We start from the raw sequence: 19,931 nt of genomic DNA, 5'->3' as shown, positions 1-19,931 counted from the left end.
CTTACATATGAAGCCTTGCTCACATTTTACACTTTTTTCATATGAAAGTAAAAACATTAGAAAAACCTTCATGATGGTGGCATTCATTTTTAGAAATGAGTCAATGTAAGGGATTTGAAAAGGGCAGAATTTGAGCATAATTGAATAGCTGTTTTCTTATGAAAGAGTGGATTAGGTGTTTTGTTGTGGTGAAGACCTAGCCTAATAGGTGCAGAGAGAGGATAAAAAAGCCAATTTTTCGTCACACGTATCTCTTGGCAGACGATGTAAAGTTGATCGTGAAAGAAGAGAGGTGCTATCATATGATGAAATGAAATGTAAAAAAACCACAATTCCTGTGAAACATTTCATGTGAATATTCGTATCAATGAAGAGAGACAAAAAGGAGGAGAAAAAGATGAATGCGAAAAGATGGGTAGCGTTAATCATTGCACTTGGAGTTTTCGGATTTTCAATTGTGATTAGTGTCACGACGGCTTTGTATGAAAGCTTCAATGACAATAAAATGAGCTATCAATTTGGGGATGAAATAGAAGAGAAGGTACTAGAGGATGGAAGCGGTGCTGGAAAAATAGCGGTTCTTGAGATTAATGGAACCATTCAAGATAATGGCGGCGCATCAAGTCTATTAGGCGGAGAAGGCTATGATCATCGTGCATTCCTCAAGGAACTAGAAAAAGCGAAAGATGATGCTTCAGTAAAAGGTGTACTGCTACGCGTCAACTCTCCTGGCGGCGGTGTCTATGAAAGTGCAGAAATACATAAAAAATTAGAAGAAGTGAAAAAAGCGAAGAAGCCGATTTACGTCTCCATGGGCTCTATGGCAGCTTCTGGCGGCTACTACGTATCAACTCCAGCCAAAAAAATCTTTGCTTCACCTGAAACATTAACAGGATCGTTAGGTGTGATCATGCAAAGCTTGAACTATTCAAAGCTGGCAGATAATTTAGGTATTAAATACGAAACAATTAAGAGCGGAAAATTCAAAGACATCATGTCACCAAATCGTGACATGACAAAAGATGAGCGCGACATCATGCAAAGCATGGTTGATAATTCGTATGAAGGATTTGTCAAAGTGATCTCTGAAGGACGCGGCATGTCAAAACAAGACGTGAAGAAAATTGCTGACGGCCGGGTCTATGACGGAACACAGGCGAAATCGAACGGATTAGTCGATGAGCTTGGATATTATGAAGATGCAATCAAAGCAATGAAGAAAAATGAAAAAGGGTTAAAAGGAGCGACAGTGATCAGCTATTCTCAAAGCTTTGGCTGGAACTCTCTCTTCAATATGAGCGCAAGCAAACTCTTTAAAAGTGAAATTGATTTTCTCAATCTAAAAGAAACACTGGCTGGCTCAAATGGGTCTAAACCGATGTATCTCTATTCAAAATAAAGGAGGGATCATAGATGGATTCTACATTCGATGAAGTAACCGAAAGCCGTAGCCAAGAAGAATCGAATCCGGCTCTTGCGAAACGTGCAGTGATTGAAGCACAGGCGTTTGCAGGCTTTTGGATTAGGTTTTGGGCGTTTATTCTTGATTGGCTCGTCGTCTGGGGTGTCAACCATTTGACGGTTTCTCCAATCTTTAGTCTGTTCGGCTGGTCCAAAGGAGGAGGATGGTTTTCTCCATTCTCCGTCACAACGACGATTGTATTCCTGCTTTATTTCGCCATCATGACGAAATTCTTTCAGCAAACACTTGGGAAAATGGTGTTTGGAATCAAAGTGGTCTCACTTCAACCTGAAAAGAAGCTGGCATGGGATGTCATTTTCTTTAGAGAGATTGTAGGACGCTATATCAATACGCTCTTTGTTCTCTATGCTGTTGTTGGATTCACACCGAAAAAGCAAGGGGTTCATGATTACTTTGCTGATACGGTGGTCGTCCATGAACACCTATATGAAAAAACAGAAGCAAACGTATAATCAGAGGAGTTTGGCCGGGTACCGGTCAAACTCTTTTTTTTATGATTGGGTATAAAATCCAGAATGAGAGCCATAATCGTAGAGGAAGCATCATTTGTTATGAAGGAAGTGAGCACAGTGCTTTACGTTTGGATCGCAGCTTTTTTGTTCCTTGGAATCTTATTAATCTTCATGAAAGTGACCATTTCACTGGATTATTCACATGCAAATGACGATGACCATCTTGCACTGAAGATCATCACCTTATATGGAATCATCAGACTCAAAAAAGACATTCCGATGGTGAGGGTCAATCCAGAGGATCAAACGATTGATATACGTGAAAAGAAAATGGCGAGCGCCAAAACCCCTAGTCACGAAAAAGAATCCATACATAAAAAAGTGGGAAAACGTGATATGAAGCAAATCCTTCATCAAATGGAGCGCATCACAAAAGAGATCGTCGATTTAAACCGGATCATGCGTAAATTCTTCATCCACGTAAAGATTGTCTCGTTTCACTGGTCAACATGGATCGGCTTTCATGACGCTGCTTTGACAGGTGTAGCAGCTGGTGGTGTATGGTCAGTGAAAGGAGCACTACTTGCCTTTATGCAGGAGCATCTCACCTTTAAGCATAAACCGGTATATGAAGTCATTCCTGCCTTTCAGCACAATGTGTCACAGACCCAGTTTACATGTATAGCTTATTTTCGTATTGGACATGCTATGCTTGCAGCCATTCGTTTACTTGTTCATTGGTTAAAAGGAAGAAAGGCGAGAAAAAATGCCTCTCTTCAAGCAACGAAGAATGAATCATCTGTTTAAGGAGGAACCCGAAAATGGCAGATCATCCAATCCAAGGTCTTATGAAGACAGCGATGGAAAACTTAAAAGAAATGATAGATGTGAATACGATCATCGGCGATCCAGTCGAAACCCCTGACGGCAGTGTCATCCTCACTGTGTCGAAGGTTGGTTTTGGATTTGCAGCCGGCGGCAGTGAATTTAACGGGAACCAAAAGAAAGAAAAACGTTCTGATGATCAAGAACGAAAAGAACCGAGACTCCCATTTGGCGGAGGAAGCGGCGGAGGTGTGTCTATTACACCAATCGCCTTCTTAATTGTCGGAACAAACGGCGTTCGAATGCTTCATTTGGATGAACATACACATCTGCTTGATAAAATATTGGATTCTGCTCCTCAAGCAATTGAACGTCTTCAGCACATGTTTAAGAAGGATGAACGGGAGAACCGTCATAAAGAACGAAAACTAGATGACATAGACCTTTAAAAAGTTAGCTGCGCTGCAGTTAACTTTTTTTTCAAAAGCGAAGATTAGGCTTTGCAGTTTTTTGCTTTCTCTACTATGATAGAACCATACATTTGATAAGGGAGGAATTGTTTTGGCATCGATCACATTTAAAGGGAGTTCTGTCACGCTTGTAGGAAATGAAGTAAAAGTAGGCGAGCAGGCTCCGGATTTCACGGTATTAACGAACTCACTAGGGGAAGTTTCACTTTCTGATTTAACAGGAAAAGTGACGATCATCTCAGTGATTCCTTCTATTGATACAGGTGTGTGTGACGCACAAACAAGACGTTTCAATGAAGAGGCAGCCGGTTTAGGTCCGGTCAATATCTATACAATTAGTGCAGATCTTCCATTTGCACAAGCACGCTGGTGCGGAGCAAACGGAATTGAAAATGTCGAAACATTATCTGATCACAGAGATATGTCATTTGGTGAAGCATTCGGTGTGTATATGAAAGAATTGCGTTTATTGGCGCGTGCAGTTTTCGTATTAGACCCTAATGGGAAAGTGGTTTACACTGAATACGTAAGCGAAGCAACGAATCACCCAAATTATGAAAAAGCCATTGAAGCTGCAAAATCACTGTTATAAAAGCAGCATCGACAAGAGCTCCGGCTTCATACTGGGGCTCTTTTCAATGAGAACATATAGCTTTTAACAAAGCGAGGAGAGAAAAGCATTGCAGAAAGATCAAGTAAGTACGATTTTCGAGCTGCTCGATACAGCTTCTATTCGATTAAAAAAGGACCAAAGCATTTCCTATATTGAGGCATTAGCTGAAGCAGGAGAAGCCTTTTTCCAAGCAAATGATCGAGACGGTTTACTAAAGGATTTAATAGAGAAAGCAGATTTTGCCTCTTATGATCATGAGCAGATTCGTAAAGCGTTTCAGCTCGCCGTATTGAAAGGACAAAAGGATATTTCCCATCCAAATCGTCAGATGACACCAGATACGATCGGGCTGTTTGTCAGCTACTTGGTGAATAAATTTTTAGAAGGACAAAAAGAGCTAGTTGTCTTTGATCCAGCAGCAGGAACAGGGAACTTACTGCTTGCTGTCTTAAATAATCTGACTGCAGAAACAAAGCGCGGCTTTGCGTCTGAAATTGATGATGTCCTCATTAAAATTGCATGGGCACAGGCGAACTTGGAAGAGAAGGAAGTCGAGCTTTTCCATCAAGACAGTCTTGAGCCGCTTTTGATCTCTCCAGTAGATGTCACTGTATGCAGTCTGCCAGTTGGTTATTATCCAAATGATGAGCGTGCAGCAGACTATGAATTAAAGGCAAAAGAAGGACATGCCTTTGCGCATTATTTATTTATTGAACAAAGCCTTCGTTATACAAAAGAAGGCGGCTTCTTGTTCTTCATCATTCCAAACGATTTGTTTGAAGGAAAAGAAAGCGTGCAATTAAAGGACTTTATCAAAGATCATGCATATATGAATGCATTAATTCAGCTGCCGGTCTCCATGTTCAAGGACAAAAAGCACGCCAAAAGCTTGTTTGTGATGCAAAAGAAAAAGGAAGGGCTCGAAGCACCAAAACGGATGCTGTTTGCCAATCTACCGTCTTTCTCACAAAAAGAATCAATGTTGGGTGTAATGAGAAAATTAGACCAATGGTTTATAGAAGAAAAAGAAACGAAAGAATAGCCAGAGTGATGTCTGGCTTTTTTATTATTCAGAAAATATCGACTTATCGATGTAAGCGATAACAGTTCGAAGGTGCACTTGAAATGCAAAGTTTTCAATGTTTAAATGAAAAAGTCAGATATTTTTCGGACTTATCGTTAAACTATAAAAGACCCGTCATACAGGTTGAATATAGCACCGGAAAAAACGTGAAACCTTATATAACAACTGAGTAAAAGGAGCGACAAGAATGTCTAAAATTATTGCAATCAACGCAGGAAGCTCATCTCTTAAATTCCAATTGTTCGACATGCCAGAAGAAACCGTTTTAACAAAAGGTCTTGTTGAAAGAATCGGAATGGACAACAGTATCTTCACGATTTCTGTAGATGGAGAAAAGAAAACAGAAGTCACAGATATTCCAGATCATGCAGTAGCGGTTAAAATGCTACTTGAAAAACTAATTGAATTTAACATCATCAAAGACTTTAATGAAATTGATGGCGTAGGACACCGTGTTGTTCACGGTGGAGAGAAATTCAGCGACTCTGTTCTTTTAACTGATGAAGTCATCAATGACATTGATCAGCTTTCAGAGCTAGCACCACTGCACAACCCTGCAAACGTTGTAGGAATCAAAGCATTCAAACAAATTCTGCCTGACGTACCAGCGATTGCTGTGTTCGATACAGCTTTCCACCAAACAATGCCAGAGCAGTCTTACCTATACAGCCTTCCGTACGACTACTACAAAAACTTTGGTATTCGTAAATACGGATTCCACGGGACAAGCCATAAGTTCGTAACAGAGCGTGCATCAGAGCTATTAGGCCGTCCTCTTGAAGAGCTTCGTCTGATCTCTTGTCACCTTGGAAATGGTGCGAGTATCGCAGCAGTTGAAGGCGGAAGATCAATCGATACTTCAATGGGCTTCACGCCGCTTGCGGGTGTTGCAATGGGAACACGTTCAGGTAACATTGACCCTGCCCTTATTCCATTTATTATGGAGAAAACAGGACATACAGCTGAAGAAGTACTTTCAACTTTGAATAAGAAGAGTGGTCTTTTAGGTGTGTCTGGTCTATCAAGTGACCTTCGTGATATTGAAGAAGCAACAGAAGAAGGAAACGACCGTGCAGAAGTAGCTCTTGATATTTTTGCAAGCCGTATTCATAAATATATCGGTTCTTATGCAGCGAGAATGAATGGCGTAGATGCGATCATCTTCACAGCTGGAATCGGTGAAAACAGTTCAGAAGTAAGAGCACGTGTCCTTCGTGGTCTAGAATTCATGGGCGTTTACTGGGATCCTTCTCTTAACAACATGAGAGGCGAAGAAGCATTCATCAGCTACCCGCACTCTCCTGTAAAAGTGATCGTTATTCCAACGAACGAAGAAGTCATGATTGCAAGAGACGTTATGCGCTTAGCGTAATCAAAATGAAGAAGCTCTTTTCCAATAAGGAAAAGAGCTTTTTTCTGTTAAAAGCAGCATGCTATAATGTTGTCCAATACGAAGCAAAAGGGAGCGGTGCGAAAATGGGCGTGACAGAACATAAACGTGAGGCGAAAGCGAGGCTTTATGTGAAAGTCATTACGGTCAGTGATACAAGAATGAAAGAAACAGATAAAAGCGGCCGTCTGATGATTGATTTGCTTAAAGAACAGGGACATCTCATTCTTGCATATGATATTGTAAAAGATGACATTGGAGCGATCCAAGACGCTGTGCTAGAGGGAACAAGCGAACCAAAAATAGATGCCGTCTTGTTAAACGGAGGCACAGGAATTGCCGCAAGGGATGTCACCATTGAAGCGATCACCCCGCTTTTCTCCAAGGAGCTGCCTGGCTTTGGCGAAATTTTCCGCATGCTAAGCTATACAGAAGACATCGGTTCAGCCGCTATGTTGTCCCGGGCAGCGGCAGGGGTCGTCAATCAAAAAGCCGTCTTTGCCACACCAGGCTCTACTGGAGCTGTTCGTTTAGCCATGACAAAACTCATCATTCCAGAGCTTCCTCACGTCTTACGAGAGCTTGAAAAGGATCAAAAATAGCCCAAAATGACTCTGCCAAGAAAATTTGGCGGAGTTTTTTTCATAAAGGGGTTGAAAAAACAATTTTTCCTTGTTACAGTGTATACATACTAAATGCATGTTTATAAATTAAAACTTATTTTTATGCAAAAAACATTCGCAGAATCAAAACAAGTGAGAGGAGCTTTTCAATCATGTCACAAAATAAAAAAGTCGTATTAGCATATTCCGGAGGTCTTGATACCTCTGTTGCAGTTAAATGGTTACAAGAGCAAGGATACGAAGTCGTCGCTTGCTGCCTAGACGTAGGTGAAGGAAAAGACTTAGCATTCGTTCAACAAAAAGCACTTCAAGTCGGAGCGGTTCAGTCTTACATGATTGACGCAAAAGAAGAATTCGCAGAGGAATTTGCACTAACTGCCTTACAAGCACACACGATGTATGAAGGGAAATATCCGCTTGTATCTGCATTATCTCGTCCACTTATTGCAAAAAAACTAGTGGAAGTCGCAGAGAAAGAAAATGCAGTAGCGGTTGCGCACGGATGTACTGGAAAAGGAAACGACCAAGTCCGTTTTGAAGTATCCATTAAAGCGTTGAATCCAGACCTAGAAGTTCTTGCACCAGTGCGTGAGTGGAAATGGTCTCGTGATGAAGAAATCGATTATGCACAAAAACATGGTATTCCAATTCCGATTAACTTAGACAGCCCATATTCAATCGACCAAAACCTTTGGGGCAGAAGTAACGAGTGCGGCATTTTAGAAGATCCTTGGGCTGCACCGCCAGAAGGAGCGTATGATTTAACGACGCCACTTGAAAAAACACCTGACACACCTGAAATCATTGAAATCACGTTTGAAAAAGGAAAACCAACAGCTATTGATGGTATTCAGTATTCCTTATCAGATCTTATTCTTCATTTAAATGAAGTCGCTGGTCAGCATGGGGTTGGCAGAATCGACCACGTTGAAAACCGTCTTGTAGGCATTAAATCTCGTGAAGTGTACGAATGCCCAGGTGCTGTCACACTTCTAAAAGCACATAAAGAGCTTGAAGACTTAACGCTAGTGAAGGAAGTCGCACACTTTAAGCCAATCGTTGAACAAAAAATGGCTGAATTAATATACAACGGATTATGGTTCTCACCTCTTAAAGGAGCACTAGATGCTTTCTTACAGGAAACACAACAGAACGTAACAGGTGTTGTACGTGTAAAACTATTTAAAGGCCATGCCATTGTTGAAGGACGTAAATCACCATATTCACTTTATGATGAAAATTTAGCAACTTACACAAAAGCAGATGAATTCGATCATGATGCAGCGGTAGGATTTATTAACCTTTGGGGCTTACCAACAAAAGTGAACAGCATCGTGAATAAAAAGGAGCAGGTTAAAGCATGAAAAAGCTTTGGGGAGGCCGATTTCAAAAAACACCAGAAAAATGGGTCGATGAGTTTGGCGCGTCCATTCATTTCGACAAACAATTAGTCAAAGAAGATCTGACCGGCTCCCTTGCTCATGCAAGTATGCTGAATACATGCGGTATCCTAGGCGATGACGAGGCCGCTGCCATCAAAGATGGACTGAATACGCTCATGAAAAAGGCAGAGGCAAATGAACTCGAATTCTCAGTGGATTATGAGGACATCCATTTAAACCTTGAAAAAATGCTCATTGATGAGATTGGTCCGCTTGGCGGCAAATTGCATACAGCGAGAAGCCGGAATGATCAGGTTGCCACTGATATGCATTTATATTTGAATAACCAAGTAGAGCATATCATTGAACTGATCTCTTCCTTTCAAACAGTGCTTGTGGAAAAAGCAGAACAGCACGTTGAAACGATTTTTCCAGGTTATACGCACTTACAGCGTGCACAGCCTATTTCCTTTGCGCATCATATGCTCGCCTATTTCTGGATGCTAGAGCGTGACAAAGCGCGTTTTCAAGATTCTTTGAAACGAATTAACGTGTCTCCACTCGGATGCGGAGCGCTAGCAGGAACGACATTCCCAATTGATCGTGAATATACAGCGGAGCTGCTTGGTTTTGATCATATTTACGAAAACAGCCTTGATGGCGTAAGTGATCGGGATTTCATTTTAGAGTTCTTGTCTAACAGCAGCCTTGTCATGATGCACCTCTCGCGTCTTTGTGAGGAAATCATTTTATGGTGCTCTCAAGAATTCAAATTCATTGAGCTTGATGACACATATGCAACAGGCAGCAGCATGATGCCGCAAAAGAAAAACCCGGATATGGCAGAATTGATCCGCGGGAAAACAGGCCGTGTGTATGGCAACCTGATGGGGCTTCTCACCATTATGAAAGGCTTGCCGCTTACGTATAACAAAGACCTGCAAGAAGATAAAGAAGGCATGTTTGATACAGTCAAAACCATCGCCGGCAGCCTGCAAATCTTCACAGGCATGATTCAAACAATGACAGTGAACGAAGATGTCATGAAAAAAGCAACGAAAGAAGATTTCTCAAATGCTACCGAAGTGGCAGACTACCTTGCGAAAAAAGGCATGCCATTCCGTGAAGCACACGAAATCGTTGGCAAGCTCGTGTATACATGCATTCAAAAAGGCATCTACTTAAGTGATCTTCCGTTTGAGACATTTACAGAAGCGAGCGATCTTTTTGAAGAAGACATTTACACCGTTCTTGATCCTTATGTTGCTGTTGAAAAAAGAACAAGCGCAGGTGGAACTGGATTTAAACAAATTCAGCTCGCTTTAGAAAAAGCAAAAGCCTGCCTAGCATAACTGACCAAAACCATTCGTTTATACGGATGGTTTTTTGTAATGGAATAAGGAAATTGATCATCATTGGAGAAAATGAAAGCATACCAGTGCCAAGCTAAAGAGGGAGTGACAGCAGTCCATGAAGAAAACGCTTCAGGCTTTGTTTGACCAGCCCATCGCCTCAGTTAAGACGTTAGGAGAACAGTACGACGGACGGGCCAATGATGTGTGGCTGATCTCCTTACAAGACAAAACGGAATATGTGGTGAAATCTCCTAAAATGACAAAAGCAGAAAGTGAATTTGTATATGGGATCAACATGATCTATGGGGTCAATGCCGATATGGGACAAGAGCATCTCGATCAAATCAATGAAAAGCTGGCTCATACGAATTCCTTTCATATTCCGGAAGTTGTTCGTAAAGTGAAGATGGCGGGGAGACATTATGATGTCATGGAAAAAGTAGAAGGAACACCTTTAACATCTTTTAAGGGATGTTCATCAGATTTCTATTTGGATTACGGGAGGAAGCTAGCACATCTTCATTCACATCGAACTCACTCCTTCGGTACTATATACGGAGCAGAAAAGAGACATTTGAGTGAATTCCATGCTCTTTTAAAAAGGGCTGTGTCTAAACTTATAAGCCGCTATTACGCTGATCAGCCTGAATTTCAGTGCTTTGGAGAAATGGTGCAGCAAAAGCTAGACCACCTCAGTCCTCCTGATTCAGCCAGTCTCATTTTAATTGATTTAGATCCGTCGCAATATATTGAAAAGTATGATCAAGTGACGAGTCTAGTTGATACAGAATACGTCGTATTTGGACCAGCTGCGTTTGATTTTATTGCATTGGAATACCTTTTGACGAAAGAAGCTGCACACGATGTTCAGTTGGGCTATGAAGAGATTTGCCCGCTTCCTCGCCAGCTTTATGAGGTGAGAGAATGCTACCGTTTTGTTTCGCTGCTTCTTGATATTCATGGCTCGTGGGATATCCAAAAGTGGATGAATCATCCTTCATTTTTTCATTCTAAATAGAAATAGCAGAAAGGGTTCATAAGTGCGCCAGATGCTGGTTTATAGTAAAGTAAAGATAACAAAAGAAACACATGAACTTGCAACCTTTGTTTTAGGAGGAGATTGTGTGCGACACGCATTAATAACAGCGGGTTCTAAGGGACTTGGCAGGAAAGTCACCGAGTCTTTACTGAATATGGGGTATTCTGTGACAGTAAATTATCGAAGTGATGATGAAGCTGTGCGCCAGATGAAAGAAGAATTGCAGCAATATGAAGAGAAGCTTCAATTTGTCCAAGGCGATGTGACAAACAAAGAAGATTTAAAAAATATGGTCGAGCTGGCAGCCGAGCGATTTGGGCGGATCGATGCCTTGATTAACAATGCCGGACCTTATATTTTTGAACGAAAAAAACTAGCGGATTATTCCGAAGATGAATGGTATCAAATGATGGAAGGCAACCTATCTGCTGTGTTCCATTTGTTCCGTATGGTCATCCCAATGATGAGAAAGCAAGGCTTCGGCCGAATTGTCACATATGGCTTTCAAGGCGCAGACCATGCGCCGGGATGGATGCACAGATCAGCCTTCGGAGCAGCAAAAGTGGGGCTGGCGTCACTGACGAAAACCATTGCGATTGAAGAAGCCGAAAATGGCATCACAGCCAATATGGTTTGTCCAGGCAAAATCGTTGGAGACATGAAAGAATCGACAATAGAAGAAGCACGCCAGATGAAAGACGATGAAACGCCGATTGGCAGGTCTGGTACTGGAGAAGATATCGGGCGCATCATTTCCTTTTTATGCGATGACCGCTCTGATCTGATTACAGGAACCGTTATTGAAGCAACAGGTGGTCTTAACGTCATTCACAGACATTAAGTTTTTCAGTTTTTTATACAGGGAATAGATGAAATGAGATCAAATTCGAAAGGTGGATATACTCACATGAAAGCTACATATCACGGACATTCAGTCGTACACATTGAAACAAACGGATACCATATTTGGATTGATCCATTTTTAAATGGAAATAAGCACACAGATATCAAACCGCAAGATGTCAAAGCGGATGTCATTTTGCTCACGCACGGGCATGGAGATCACATCGGTGACACCATTGAAATCGCCAAAAACAATGATGCGCTTGTTATTGCGCCATTCGAGCTTGCCACTTATTTAAGCTGGCAGGGGGTGAAAACGCACCCGCTTTCGATTGGGGGCGGACGTGAGTTTGAATTTGGTAAAGTGAAGCTCACTCAAGCGTTCCATGGTTCTGCTATCATTGATGAAGATGCCAAAACGATTACGTATACAGGCATGCCATCAGGTATTCTATTTACCGCAGAGGGCAAAACGATTTATCATGCCGGAGACACTGCACTCTTTTCAGATATGAAGCTGATCGGTGAGCTGAATCATATTGAGCTTGCATTCCTTCCGATCGGTGATAACTTCACGATGGGACCGGACGATGCAAGAATCGCAGCCGAATGGCTTCGGGCGAAGCAAGTCGTGCCAATTCACTACAGCACATTCCCGCCGATTGAGCAGGACCCACATGCATTTGCAGACAGCCTCCATGGCGGCGTCGGTCATGTGTTAAACAGCGGAGAATCGATCGAGATTTAATCAACATAGCAAAAAGCTGGCACTCAAATGCCGGCTTTTTTGTTTACATGTATCGCGCTGAAAAAAGACAAATTGCTATTAAAAGCCTCCTGCCCTTATAATGAAAGTTAGATGAAAACGCTGAAAACAAAAAGGGTGAACGGGATTGGCGACAAAGCATGAACAAATTTTATCGTATATTGATTCATTAGAAGTCGGAGAGAAAATTTCTGTCCGGCGTATTGCGAAAGAAATGAAAGTGAGTGAAGGGACAGCTTACCGGGCCATCAAGGATGCTGAAAATAAAGGATTCGTCAGTACCATTGAACGAGTTGGTACCATTCGAATTGAACAGAAGAAAAAAGAAAATATTGAAAAACTGACATATGCAGAAGTGGTCAATGTGATTGACGGACAGGTGCTTGGAGGACGAGCGGGCTTACATAAAACATTAAACAAATTTGTCATCGGAGCGATGGAGCTTGATGCGATGATGCGCTATACGGCAGCTGGAAACCTGCTAATTGTCGGAAACCGGATCAATGCCCATAGACAAGCATTAGAGGCAGGAGCAGCTGTGCTGGTCACGGGCGGCTTCTCAACAGATGATGAAATCATTCAGCTCGCAGATGAGCTTGAGCTGCCGATCTTATCGACAAGCTACGATACATTTACCGTAGCAGCTCTCATTAACCGGGCCATTTATGACCAACTCATAAAAAAAGAGATTGTGCTTGTGGAAGATATTTTAACGCCGATAGAACGAACAGTGTATTTATCACCAGAGGATAAGCTTGAAAAATGGTATGAAAAGAACTATGAAACTGGCCACGGACGCTTTCCGGTCGCAGACGACCAAATGAAAATTCACGGCATTCTCACCTCAAAGGATATCGCGGGGCATGACCGCTCCACACCGATTGAAAAGGTCATGACGAAAAACCCACTGACAGTCATTGGAAAAACCTCTGTCGCTTCTGCTGCTCAAATGATGGTATGGGAAGGCATTGAGGTGCTGCCTGTTGTAGATGATTATGCGAAACTGATTGGAATGATCAGTCGTCAGGACGTGCTGAAGGCGCTTCAAATGATTCAAAAGCAGCCGCAGGTCGGAGAAAAACTGGATGATGTTGTCTCAAGAGGGTTTAAAGAGACCGATACAGAAAAACCAAAGGCAGATGCCGTGTATCAATATGAGGTCACACCACAAATGACAAACCAGCTCGGAAACATTTCATATGGCGTGTTCACGCAAATTTTAATTGAATCCGCCAACCGCTTCTTAAAGTCTCATAAAAAAGGGGAGCTGATTGTCGAAAGTCTCTCTGTCTACTTCTTAAAACCAGTTCAAATGGAATCCACGATACAGATCAAGCCAAATATTTTAGAAGTAGGACGCAAGTTTGGAAAGCTGGAAGTAGAGGTTTATCATCAATCGAATATCGTTGGTAAAGCGATGCTGATGGTGCAGCTCATGGAGAGAGGATAATCTGCTGAAAAAGACAAAGGGCTAAAATAAACATCATTTTAGCCCTTCTCTCTTATTATGCGTGATCTTTTTCGCCTTCCTTTAAAAAGAGCGGAAGGTAATGCTTGTAGGCTTTATATCCAGCCCACGTACTGCCGATACCGACAGCAACAAAAATAAATCCAATGACAAATGCGAGTGACGAGCGGTTTAAAAATAATTGATTCACACCGAAGAGCAGGACAAAGCAGCCAAGTGCCATACTGGATTTCGCCGACCAGAATTTCTTTTCGACTGGGCGGTTCGTACGTACATTCTTTGCTTTGTAGTATAAATAAAACATGGCAGAACAAATAATAAACACAATCAAAACAAGCATGTGCCAAGCCTCCATTGTAAGTGGTTACAACCCTATTTTAAACGTAAATAGGCTTGCTTACTAGAATAAATTGTCTATTTCTCACTTTTCCGTCAGGATAGATTATGCTTTAATAATAAAAAGAGTATCGGATAAGAAGGAGTTTTTATGAAAAAAGAACTGATTAGAACCATATCATTATATGACACCATCATCATTCATAGACATGTAAGACCAGATCCTGATGCGTATGGATCGCAGTGCGGCCTTACGGAAATCTTGCGTGCGACCTATCCAGAAAAAAATATTTATGCGACAGGAACCCCGGAGCCATCCCTTTCATTTTTATATGAACTTGATGAAGTGCCGGATGACGTGTACAAAGATGCCCTTGTCATTGTCTGCGATACAGCCAATCAAGCAAGAATTGACGATCAGCGCTATTCAATGGGCGACAAGCTGATGAAAATTGATCATCATCCAAATGAAGATCCTTATGGTGATTTGCTTTGGGTAGATACAGAGGCAAGTTCTGTGAGCGAGATGATTTATGAATTGTATTTAGAGGGGAAAGAAGAAGGATATCAGCTGAATACAAAGGCGGCAGAACTCATTTATGCCGGCATTGTAGGAGACACAGGCCGCTTCCTTTTCCCAAACACGACGAAAAAGACGCTCAAATATGCTGGAGAACTGATTGAATATCCATTTTCATCTTCAGACCTTTTCAATCAATTGTATGAGACGGATCTCAATGTCGTGAAATTAAATGGCTATATTTTTCAACATATTTCTTTGTCAGAGAATGGGGTCGCTTCTGTTTTCATTAAGCAGGATATTTTGGAATCGTTCCAAACGACAGCGCAGCAAGCCTCACAGCTTGTTGGAACACTTGGAAATATTTCAGGGATTAAGGCATGGGTCTTTTTTGTGGAAGAAAATGATCAGATTCGTGTTAGATTCCGTTCGAAAGGCGTCGTCATTAATACCATTGCGAAAAAATATCATGGCGGCGGCCACCCGCTTGCAGCTGGTGCGTCTATTTATGATTGGGCCGTGGCAGATGAGATTTTGCGTGATTTAGAAGAAGTATGTAAATCATCATCATGAGAGAGGGGGCTTCAAGTCCCCTCTCTCTTTTTTTGTCATGGAGAAAAGGGTTACTTGCATACAGGGATAAACCAGCAGCCGATGTCAGTTGAATCTTCATAGGCTTGGAGATTTTGATGCTTTAATTCTTTTTTAATTAAATGAGCCATCATTTCTGTCTCAGCATAAGCACACATGCCGTCCTTGATCCGGCTTGCTTTGTCTCGTGCCATTTGACGATAGCTATAAACCTCCATTGTCCTCACCTCTTTCTGTTTTAGATCTCGTTCTACTTTTAGTGTATAAAAATTAAGGGGGAAAAGCGATCATTGAGGGCAGAAATTCATAAAAATTCCACATGATCATTTATTCAGCAAATGAAATGCGCACTTCAAGTGAAAGCTTTGTATAAATTGTCAGCTCTGTCACTTTGGCGCGGTATGCCTTTTCCCGAATGGTATATTCTTTGTTTTCGACCGTGCGTTTTAATAATTCCTTTGTTTTATAGACACTTTCAATATCCTTTGTAATAACCTCTGAGATATCCTCCTTGACCTGATCTTCAAATTTTAGCGTATCTGGCTCTGGGATTTTATATTGCTCACGATTGACGAGATGGACATCTACGCTTTGGATCAGCAGCCGCTTCTTATTATCCTCATTTAACTTATGCAAATCTTCCCGATAGAGTGTGATTTGTTCTTTCAGACTGTCCATATGGTGCTGCTGGCTTCTCAGCAGTGTCACCTGCTTTTCCTGAAAGGTTCCGTATGTAAAGAGGAAAATGAGCCAGCTCACAATCGCGCCAAACATCATCCCCGCAAAAAAACGCTGCCAGCCTGGACGTTTGTACAGCTCCGGCACCCTCATGATGACACATGCTCCTGTGTGAGCCACGTGATAATAAGATAACCCGTTTGCGCACCGCCCATGGCAGAGACAATTAATAAAATCTGCTTGAAAATATCACGCGTGTTCCCTTCAAAAATACCTCTTTCAAAGCTATAAACAGCATCAAACGTTCCGCCGATAGCTGCGACAAGCGCCCAAATCTTTAAACGGTTGGCAAGACTCGTAATAATGGATAAAGGCGGCTGACCGGACAAATAAGCACCAACACCGCCTATAATGGCACCACCCAAAATGACCCCAAGTGCAATAAAATAACAGCTAATAAAATTTGGAATAAAAGCTTCCTTCACATCCATTTTGTCCACCTCACTCTATTCAATATATGGTGCGTGCGGGACAAGTATGAACGGACAGAAAAGAAAGAACATTTGTTTCTCATCGCATCGCGTTTTATAATGAAAGAATGACTTTAGACGAAAGGAGTGGATTAAGCATGTCTTATGTTCATCTTCAGGTCCACAGTGGATACAGCTTATTAAGCAGTGCAGCAAAAGTAAAGGAGCTCGTGCTGAAAGCGAAAGAACTTGGCTGCAAGGCGCTCGCTCTTACCGATGACCATGTGATGTATGGAACGGTTGAATTTTATAAGGAATGTAAAAAACATGGCATCAAGCCTGTCATCGGTTTAACAGCTTCTGTCTTCATAGATGAACAAGAGACAGAGGCTTATCCCTTGGTACTCCTTGCCAAAAACAATGAAGGCTACCAAAATTTGATCAAGATCAGCAGTGTGCTGAAATCAAAATCAAAAGCTGGACTGAAAGAGAAATGGCTGAAAAGCTACCACCGCGGGCTCATTGCCATCACACCAGGCGTTTCTGGTTACATTGAAACGCTGCTTCAGCATGATCAGCTAGAAGAAGCGCATGATGCGGCGAAACAATTGAAACATATTTTCGGTGAGGGACATGTATACATCGCACTTCAGCCATTTCAGCAAGACGAATCGCTTACAGGTAAACTGAGGGATGTCTCAAAAAGTGCCGACATTCCTCTTGTTGCGACAGGAGATGTCCACTACATCAACCTGAAAGACAAAACGGCCTATATGTGTTTAAAGGCCATTAAGGCAGGGCAGCAGTTGTCCGAAATTGAGGAAGACCGAGCAGAAAAGCATTTCAGAACCTTTGAAGAAATGAAGGAATGGTATACGCAGGATACGGAGCTGCTATCTAGAACGGTGGAGATCGCAGACCGCTGTGAAGTCGATTTAAATCTTGGGCAGACAAAACTCCCATCCTATCCGACCCCTGATCAATCAACAGCAGATCAGTTTTTACGCAAAGTGTGTGTAGATGGGATGAAGCAAAGAAAGATTGCTTCAAATGACGCGTATGTGAAAAGACTTGAGTACGAACTGAGCATTATCCAAAAAATGAATTTCAGTGATTATTTTCTCATCGTGTGGGATTTTATGAAGTATGCCCATGACCAAGGCATTGTCACAGGGCCGGGCCGTGGATCGGCAGCAGGTTCACTTGTTGCATATGTTTTGTTTATTACAGATGTTGATCCGCTCCGTCACGGTCTGTTATTTGAGCGTTTTTTAAATCCTGAGCGAATCAGTATGCCTGATATTGATATTGATTTCCCCGATACGAGAAGAGATGAAATCATTTCTTATGTAAAAGACAAATACGGAGACATGCATGTGGCGCAAATTGTCACGTTTGGAACCCTTGCAGCAAAAGCAGCCTTAAGAGATGTCGGACGTGTGATGGGGATTGATTCAAAGGCAGCGGACCGTCTCGCAAAGCTGATTCCATCAAAGCCAGGAACGACGCTGAAAGAAGCGCTAGCTGCATCTCCTGAATTAAAAACAATGCTCCAGCAGTCCGAAGAGCTCAGGCAAGTCTTTCAAACTGCTTTAAAGGTAGAAGGCTTGCCAAGACATACCTCGACACATGCAGCCGGCGTTGTGCTGAGCGAGGAGCCGCTGACAGAGATTGTTCCTATTCAAGACGGCCATGATGGTGTGTATTTAACGCAGTATGCGATGAATTATTTAGAAGATCTTGGGCTTTTAAAGATGGATTTCTTAGGACTAAGGAACTTAACCTTAATTGAATCCATTAAAAACCAGATTGAAAGACAGGAAAACGTCCACATTAACTTTAGTGACATTTCATATGAAGATCAGAAAACATTTGAATTGTTATCAGCGGGAGATACGACTGGGATTTTCCAGCTTGAATCACAAGGGATGCGTCAGGTGCTGAGACGCCTTAAGCCCTCTAGTTTAGAAGACATCGTGGCAGTCAATGCCCTCTATCGCCCAGGTCCAATGGAGAATATCCCGCTTTTTATCGACCGAAAGCACGGCAGAGTCAAGGTCTCTTACCCGCATCCTGATTTATATGACATTTTAAAAGACACATATGGGGTCATCGTCTATCAGGAGCAAATTATGCTGATTGCAGCGAAGATGGCAGGCTTTCAGCTTGGCGAGGCAGATCTATTAAGAAGAGCTGTTTCGAAGAAGGATAAAAAGGTCCTTGATGAAGAGCGGAGCCATTTTGTTGAAGGATGCCTAAAAAAGGAGTATCCTGTTAACATTGCAAATGACGTTTATGACTTAATCGTCAAATTTGCAAACTATGGTTTTAATAGAAGCCATGCTGTTGCATATAGCATGATTGGCTTTCAGCTTGCTTACTTAAAAGCGCATTATCCGTTATATTTTATGTGCGGACTTTTAACGAGTGTGATTGGAAATGAAGACAAAGTCGCTCAATATTTCTATGAGGCAAAGGAAAAAGGGATATCTGTGTTGAAGCCTTCTATTAATAAGAGTGAATTTCCATTTACGGTTGAAAAAGGGGAGATCCGCTACAGCTTAAGAGCGATCAAAAATGTCGGAGTGTCAGCTGTAAAGGATATATACAGGGCAAGACAGGAAAAGCCGTTTGAAGATTTATTTGATTTTTGCGCAAGAGTATCAGCAAAGAGTGTCAACCGAAAAACGATTGAAGCGCTCATTTTTTCAGGGGCGATGGATGAGCTTTATCCAAATCGTGCTTCGTTATTGGCATCAATAGATATTGCATTAGACCACGTGTCATTTTTAAATCCAGATGATCAGCTCGACTTTCTGGGGGATACAACCTTCTCCATTAAGCCAAAATATGCGGAGATAGAAGAATTGCCGCTTGTCGATCTCCTGCAATTTGAAAAAGAGGCACTTGGACTATATTTATCAAATCATCCTGTACAAGCGTACCGAGATCGCTTAAGAGAGAATGGTGCAGTGGACATCATCAGACTTTCTTCCTATATAAAGCGAAAGGTCTCAATGGGTGGTCTTTTGACAAAAGTGAAATCGATTCGAACAAAAAATGGACAATCGATGGCATTTATCACATTTGGGGATGAAACGGGAGAAATGGAAGGCGTCGTCTTTCCAGAGCAATTTAGAAAGCTGTCCCCCTTACTTGAGGAGGGCGCCATGCTTTATGTTGAAGGCAGAATAGATGTCAGAAATGACAGCAGCCAGATCATCGTGCAAGAAGCCGTTCTGCTTGAAGAGATGGGCACACAAAGAAAAGAGTCTGTCTACATTCGGGTGAAAGAAGAAAATCATACGCAGGAGCTGCTAGAGCAAGTAAAGCGGGTGATCTCGATGCACAGCGGAGAAGCAGATGTCTATTTGTATTATGAGAAGCAAAAAAAGACAGTGAGACTTCCAGATGCATACAAAGTTCATGCAGATCATGCTGTCATTTTCCAGTTAAAAGAGCTGCTCGGTGAACAAAACGTTGTGATTAAATGATGACAAATCGCCTGAATATGTTTTACAAATTCACCTATTGTGTTATCAT

The 19,931-nt window shown here is 41.9% G+C and carries 20 protein-coding genes; 16 read left to right on the top strand and 4 right to left on the bottom strand.

Annotation, left to right across the window (positions count from 1 at the left end; all coding sequences use genetic code 11):
• Positions 1–397: 397 nt before the first annotated feature.
• From sppA to MHH41_RS13065, 14 genes are all read left to right on the top strand, one after another.
• The gene (gene sppA / locus MHH41_RS13130; RefSeq protein ID WP_012010881.1) at positions 398–1,399 is read left to right on the top strand and encodes a signal peptide peptidase SppA; all 1,002 of its coding nucleotides are present in this window, start codon (positions 398–400) and stop codon (positions 1,397–1,399) included.
• Positions 1,400–1,413: 14 nt separating this feature from the next.
• Positions 1,414–1,935 carry an RDD family protein gene (locus MHH41_RS13125; RefSeq protein WP_050943577.1) on the top strand — a complete coding sequence of 174 codons (522 nt, stop codon included), beginning with the start codon at positions 1,414–1,416 and terminating at the stop codon, positions 1,933–1,935.
• A gap of 99 nt (positions 1,936–2,034) precedes the next feature.
• Positions 2,035–2,742: a DUF2953 domain-containing protein gene (locus tag MHH41_RS13120; RefSeq protein ID WP_340866431.1), complete on the top strand. Its 708-nt coding sequence runs from the start codon at positions 2,035–2,037 to the stop codon at positions 2,740–2,742.
• Between the two features lie 14 nt (positions 2,743–2,756).
• On the top strand, positions 2,757–3,209 hold the full coding sequence (gene ytfJ, locus MHH41_RS13115; protein WP_003216488.1) for a GerW family sporulation protein: 453 nt from the start codon (positions 2,757–2,759) through the stop codon (positions 3,207–3,209).
• A 112-nt stretch (positions 3,210–3,321) separates the two neighbouring features.
• Positions 3,322–3,822, top strand: a complete 501-nt coding sequence (gene tpx, locus MHH41_RS13110) for a thiol peroxidase (protein ID WP_003216787.1) — start codon at positions 3,322–3,324, stop codon at positions 3,820–3,822.
• 88 nt (positions 3,823–3,910) lie between these two features.
• The gene (locus MHH41_RS13105; RefSeq protein WP_003216620.1) at positions 3,911–4,885 is read left to right on the top strand and encodes a class I SAM-dependent methyltransferase; all 975 of its coding nucleotides are present in this window, start codon (positions 3,911–3,913) and stop codon (positions 4,883–4,885) included.
• A gap of 229 nt (positions 4,886–5,114) precedes the next feature.
• Positions 5,115–6,299, top strand: a complete 1,185-nt coding sequence (locus MHH41_RS13100; RefSeq protein ID WP_003216471.1) for an acetate kinase — start codon at positions 5,115–5,117, stop codon at positions 6,297–6,299.
• A gap of 104 nt (positions 6,300–6,403) precedes the next feature.
• Positions 6,404–6,919, top strand: a complete 516-nt coding sequence (locus MHH41_RS13095) for a MogA/MoaB family molybdenum cofactor biosynthesis protein (RefSeq protein WP_340866680.1) — start codon at positions 6,404–6,406, stop codon at positions 6,917–6,919.
• 173 nt (positions 6,920–7,092) lie between these two features.
• The gene (locus MHH41_RS13090; RefSeq protein ID WP_003216486.1) at positions 7,093–8,304 is read left to right on the top strand and encodes an argininosuccinate synthase; all 1,212 of its coding nucleotides are present in this window, start codon (positions 7,093–7,095) and stop codon (positions 8,302–8,304) included.
• Positions 8,301–9,674: an argininosuccinate lyase gene (argH, locus tag MHH41_RS13085; protein WP_003216440.1), complete on the top strand. Its 1,374-nt coding sequence runs from the start codon at positions 8,301–8,303 to the stop codon at positions 9,672–9,674. Before MHH41_RS13090 ends, argH begins: the two co-directional genes overlap by 4 nt.
• Before the next feature lie 118 nt (positions 9,675–9,792).
• Positions 9,793–10,695, top strand: coding sequence for an aminoglycoside phosphotransferase family protein (locus MHH41_RS13080; RefSeq protein WP_340866430.1), 903 nt, complete (start codon positions 9,793–9,795; stop codon positions 10,693–10,695).
• Between the two features lie 106 nt (positions 10,696–10,801).
• Positions 10,802–11,557 (top strand): SDR family oxidoreductase, encoded by a 756-nt coding sequence (locus MHH41_RS13075; protein ID WP_044139333.1) that lies wholly within the window; start codon positions 10,802–10,804, stop codon positions 11,555–11,557.
• Positions 11,558–11,623: 66 nt separating this feature from the next.
• Positions 11,624–12,307 carry a metal-dependent hydrolase gene (locus MHH41_RS13070; protein WP_050943583.1) on the top strand — a complete coding sequence of 228 codons (684 nt, stop codon included), beginning with the start codon at positions 11,624–11,626 and terminating at the stop codon, positions 12,305–12,307.
• 145 nt (positions 12,308–12,452) lie between these two features.
• Positions 12,453–13,775: a CBS domain-containing protein gene (locus MHH41_RS13065; protein ID WP_003216834.1), complete on the top strand. Its 1,323-nt coding sequence runs from the start codon at positions 12,453–12,455 to the stop codon at positions 13,773–13,775.
• A 55-nt stretch (positions 13,776–13,830) separates the two neighbouring features.
• Here the strand turns inward: MHH41_RS13065 and MHH41_RS13060 are convergent, their stop codons facing one another.
• Entirely contained in the window at positions 13,831–14,133 is a 303-nt protein-coding gene (locus tag MHH41_RS13060) for a YtpI family protein (RefSeq protein ID WP_003216665.1), read from the bottom strand.
• Positions 14,134–14,280: 147 nt separating this feature from the next.
• Between MHH41_RS13060 and MHH41_RS13055 the strand changes: the two genes are divergently transcribed.
• Entirely contained in the window at positions 14,281–15,222 is a 942-nt protein-coding gene (locus tag MHH41_RS13055; RefSeq protein ID WP_340866429.1) for a DHH family phosphoesterase, read from the top strand.
• 50 nt (positions 15,223–15,272) lie between these two features.
• Here the strand turns inward: MHH41_RS13055 and MHH41_RS13050 are convergent, their stop codons facing one another.
• The 3 genes from MHH41_RS13050 to MHH41_RS13040 all read right to left on the bottom strand — a co-directional run bounded on the left by MHH41_RS13050 (position 15,273) and on the right by MHH41_RS13040 (position 16,409).
• Entirely contained in the window at positions 15,273–15,458 is a 186-nt protein-coding gene (locus MHH41_RS13050; RefSeq protein ID WP_003216400.1) for a hypothetical protein, read from the bottom strand.
• A gap of 109 nt (positions 15,459–15,567) precedes the next feature.
• Positions 15,568–16,071, bottom strand: coding sequence for a sporulation membrane protein YtrI (gene ytrI, locus MHH41_RS13045; protein ID WP_003216226.1), 504 nt, complete (start codon positions 16,069–16,071; stop codon positions 15,568–15,570).
• Complete coding sequence (locus MHH41_RS13040) at positions 16,068–16,409, bottom strand: YtrH family sporulation protein (protein ID WP_034661856.1); 342 nt, start codon at positions 16,407–16,409, stop codon at positions 16,068–16,070. The genes ytrI and MHH41_RS13040 overlap by 4 nt, the downstream gene beginning before the upstream one ends.
• Before the next feature lie 137 nt (positions 16,410–16,546).
• Here MHH41_RS13040 and dnaE point away from each other — a divergent pair, with 137 nt between their 5' ends.
• Positions 16,547–19,882, top strand: coding sequence for a DNA polymerase III subunit alpha (dnaE, locus tag MHH41_RS13035; RefSeq protein WP_340866428.1), 3,336 nt, complete (start codon positions 16,547–16,549; stop codon positions 19,880–19,882).
• Positions 19,883–19,931: the final 49 nt, after the last annotated feature.

It is taken from the genome of Bacillus sp. FSL K6-1145 (assembly GCF_038003425.1).
Lineage (GTDB): Bacteria > Bacillota > Bacilli > Bacillales > Bacillaceae > Bacillus > Bacillus pumilus.
This window is presented reverse-complemented; position numbering and strand designations above follow the sequence as displayed.

What these genes read in the sequence shown, in the direction of transcription:
- sppA (WP_012010881.1), top strand. Translation starts at nt 398, where the DNA reads ATGAATGCGAAAAGATGGGTAGCGTTAATCATTGCACTTGGAGTTTTC.
- MHH41_RS13125 (WP_050943577.1), top strand. Translation starts at nt 1,414, where the DNA reads ATGGATTCTACATTCGATGAAGTAACCGAAAGCCGTAGCCAAGAAGAA.
- MHH41_RS13120 (WP_340866431.1), top strand. Translation starts at nt 2,035, where the DNA reads ATGAAGGAAGTGAGCACAGTGCTTTACGTTTGGATCGCAGCTTTTTTG.
- ytfJ (WP_003216488.1), top strand. Translation starts at nt 2,757, where the DNA reads ATGGCAGATCATCCAATCCAAGGTCTTATGAAGACAGCGATGGAAAAC.
- MHH41_RS13100 (WP_003216471.1), top strand. Translation starts at nt 5,115, where the DNA reads ATGTCTAAAATTATTGCAATCAACGCAGGAAGCTCATCTCTTAAATTC.
- MHH41_RS13095 (WP_340866680.1), top strand. Translation starts at nt 6,404, where the DNA reads ATGGGCGTGACAGAACATAAACGTGAGGCGAAAGCGAGGCTTTATGTG.
- MHH41_RS13090 (WP_003216486.1), top strand. Translation starts at nt 7,093, where the DNA reads ATGTCACAAAATAAAAAAGTCGTATTAGCATATTCCGGAGGTCTTGAT.
- argH (WP_003216440.1), top strand. Translation starts at nt 8,301, where the DNA reads ATGAAAAAGCTTTGGGGAGGCCGATTTCAAAAAACACCAGAAAAATGG.
- MHH41_RS13080 (WP_340866430.1), top strand. Translation starts at nt 9,793, where the DNA reads ATGAAGAAAACGCTTCAGGCTTTGTTTGACCAGCCCATCGCCTCAGTT.
- MHH41_RS13070 (WP_050943583.1), top strand. Translation starts at nt 11,624, where the DNA reads ATGAAAGCTACATATCACGGACATTCAGTCGTACACATTGAAACAAAC.
- MHH41_RS13060 (WP_003216665.1), bottom strand. Translation starts at nt 14,133, where the DNA reads ATGCTTGTTTTGATTGTGTTTATTATTTGTTCTGCCATGTTTTATTTA.
- MHH41_RS13055 (WP_340866429.1), top strand. Translation starts at nt 14,281, where the DNA reads ATGAAAAAAGAACTGATTAGAACCATATCATTATATGACACCATCATC.
- MHH41_RS13050 (WP_003216400.1), bottom strand. Translation starts at nt 15,458, where the DNA reads ATGGAGGTTTATAGCTATCGTCAAATGGCACGAGACAAAGCAAGCCGG.
- ytrI (WP_003216226.1), bottom strand. Translation starts at nt 16,071, where the DNA reads ATGAGGGTGCCGGAGCTGTACAAACGTCCAGGCTGGCAGCGTTTTTTT.
- MHH41_RS13040 (WP_034661856.1), bottom strand. Translation starts at nt 16,409, where the DNA reads ATGGATGTGAAGGAAGCTTTTATTCCAAATTTTATTAGCTGTTATTTT.
- dnaE (WP_340866428.1), top strand. Translation starts at nt 16,547, where the DNA reads ATGTCTTATGTTCATCTTCAGGTCCACAGTGGATACAGCTTATTAAGC.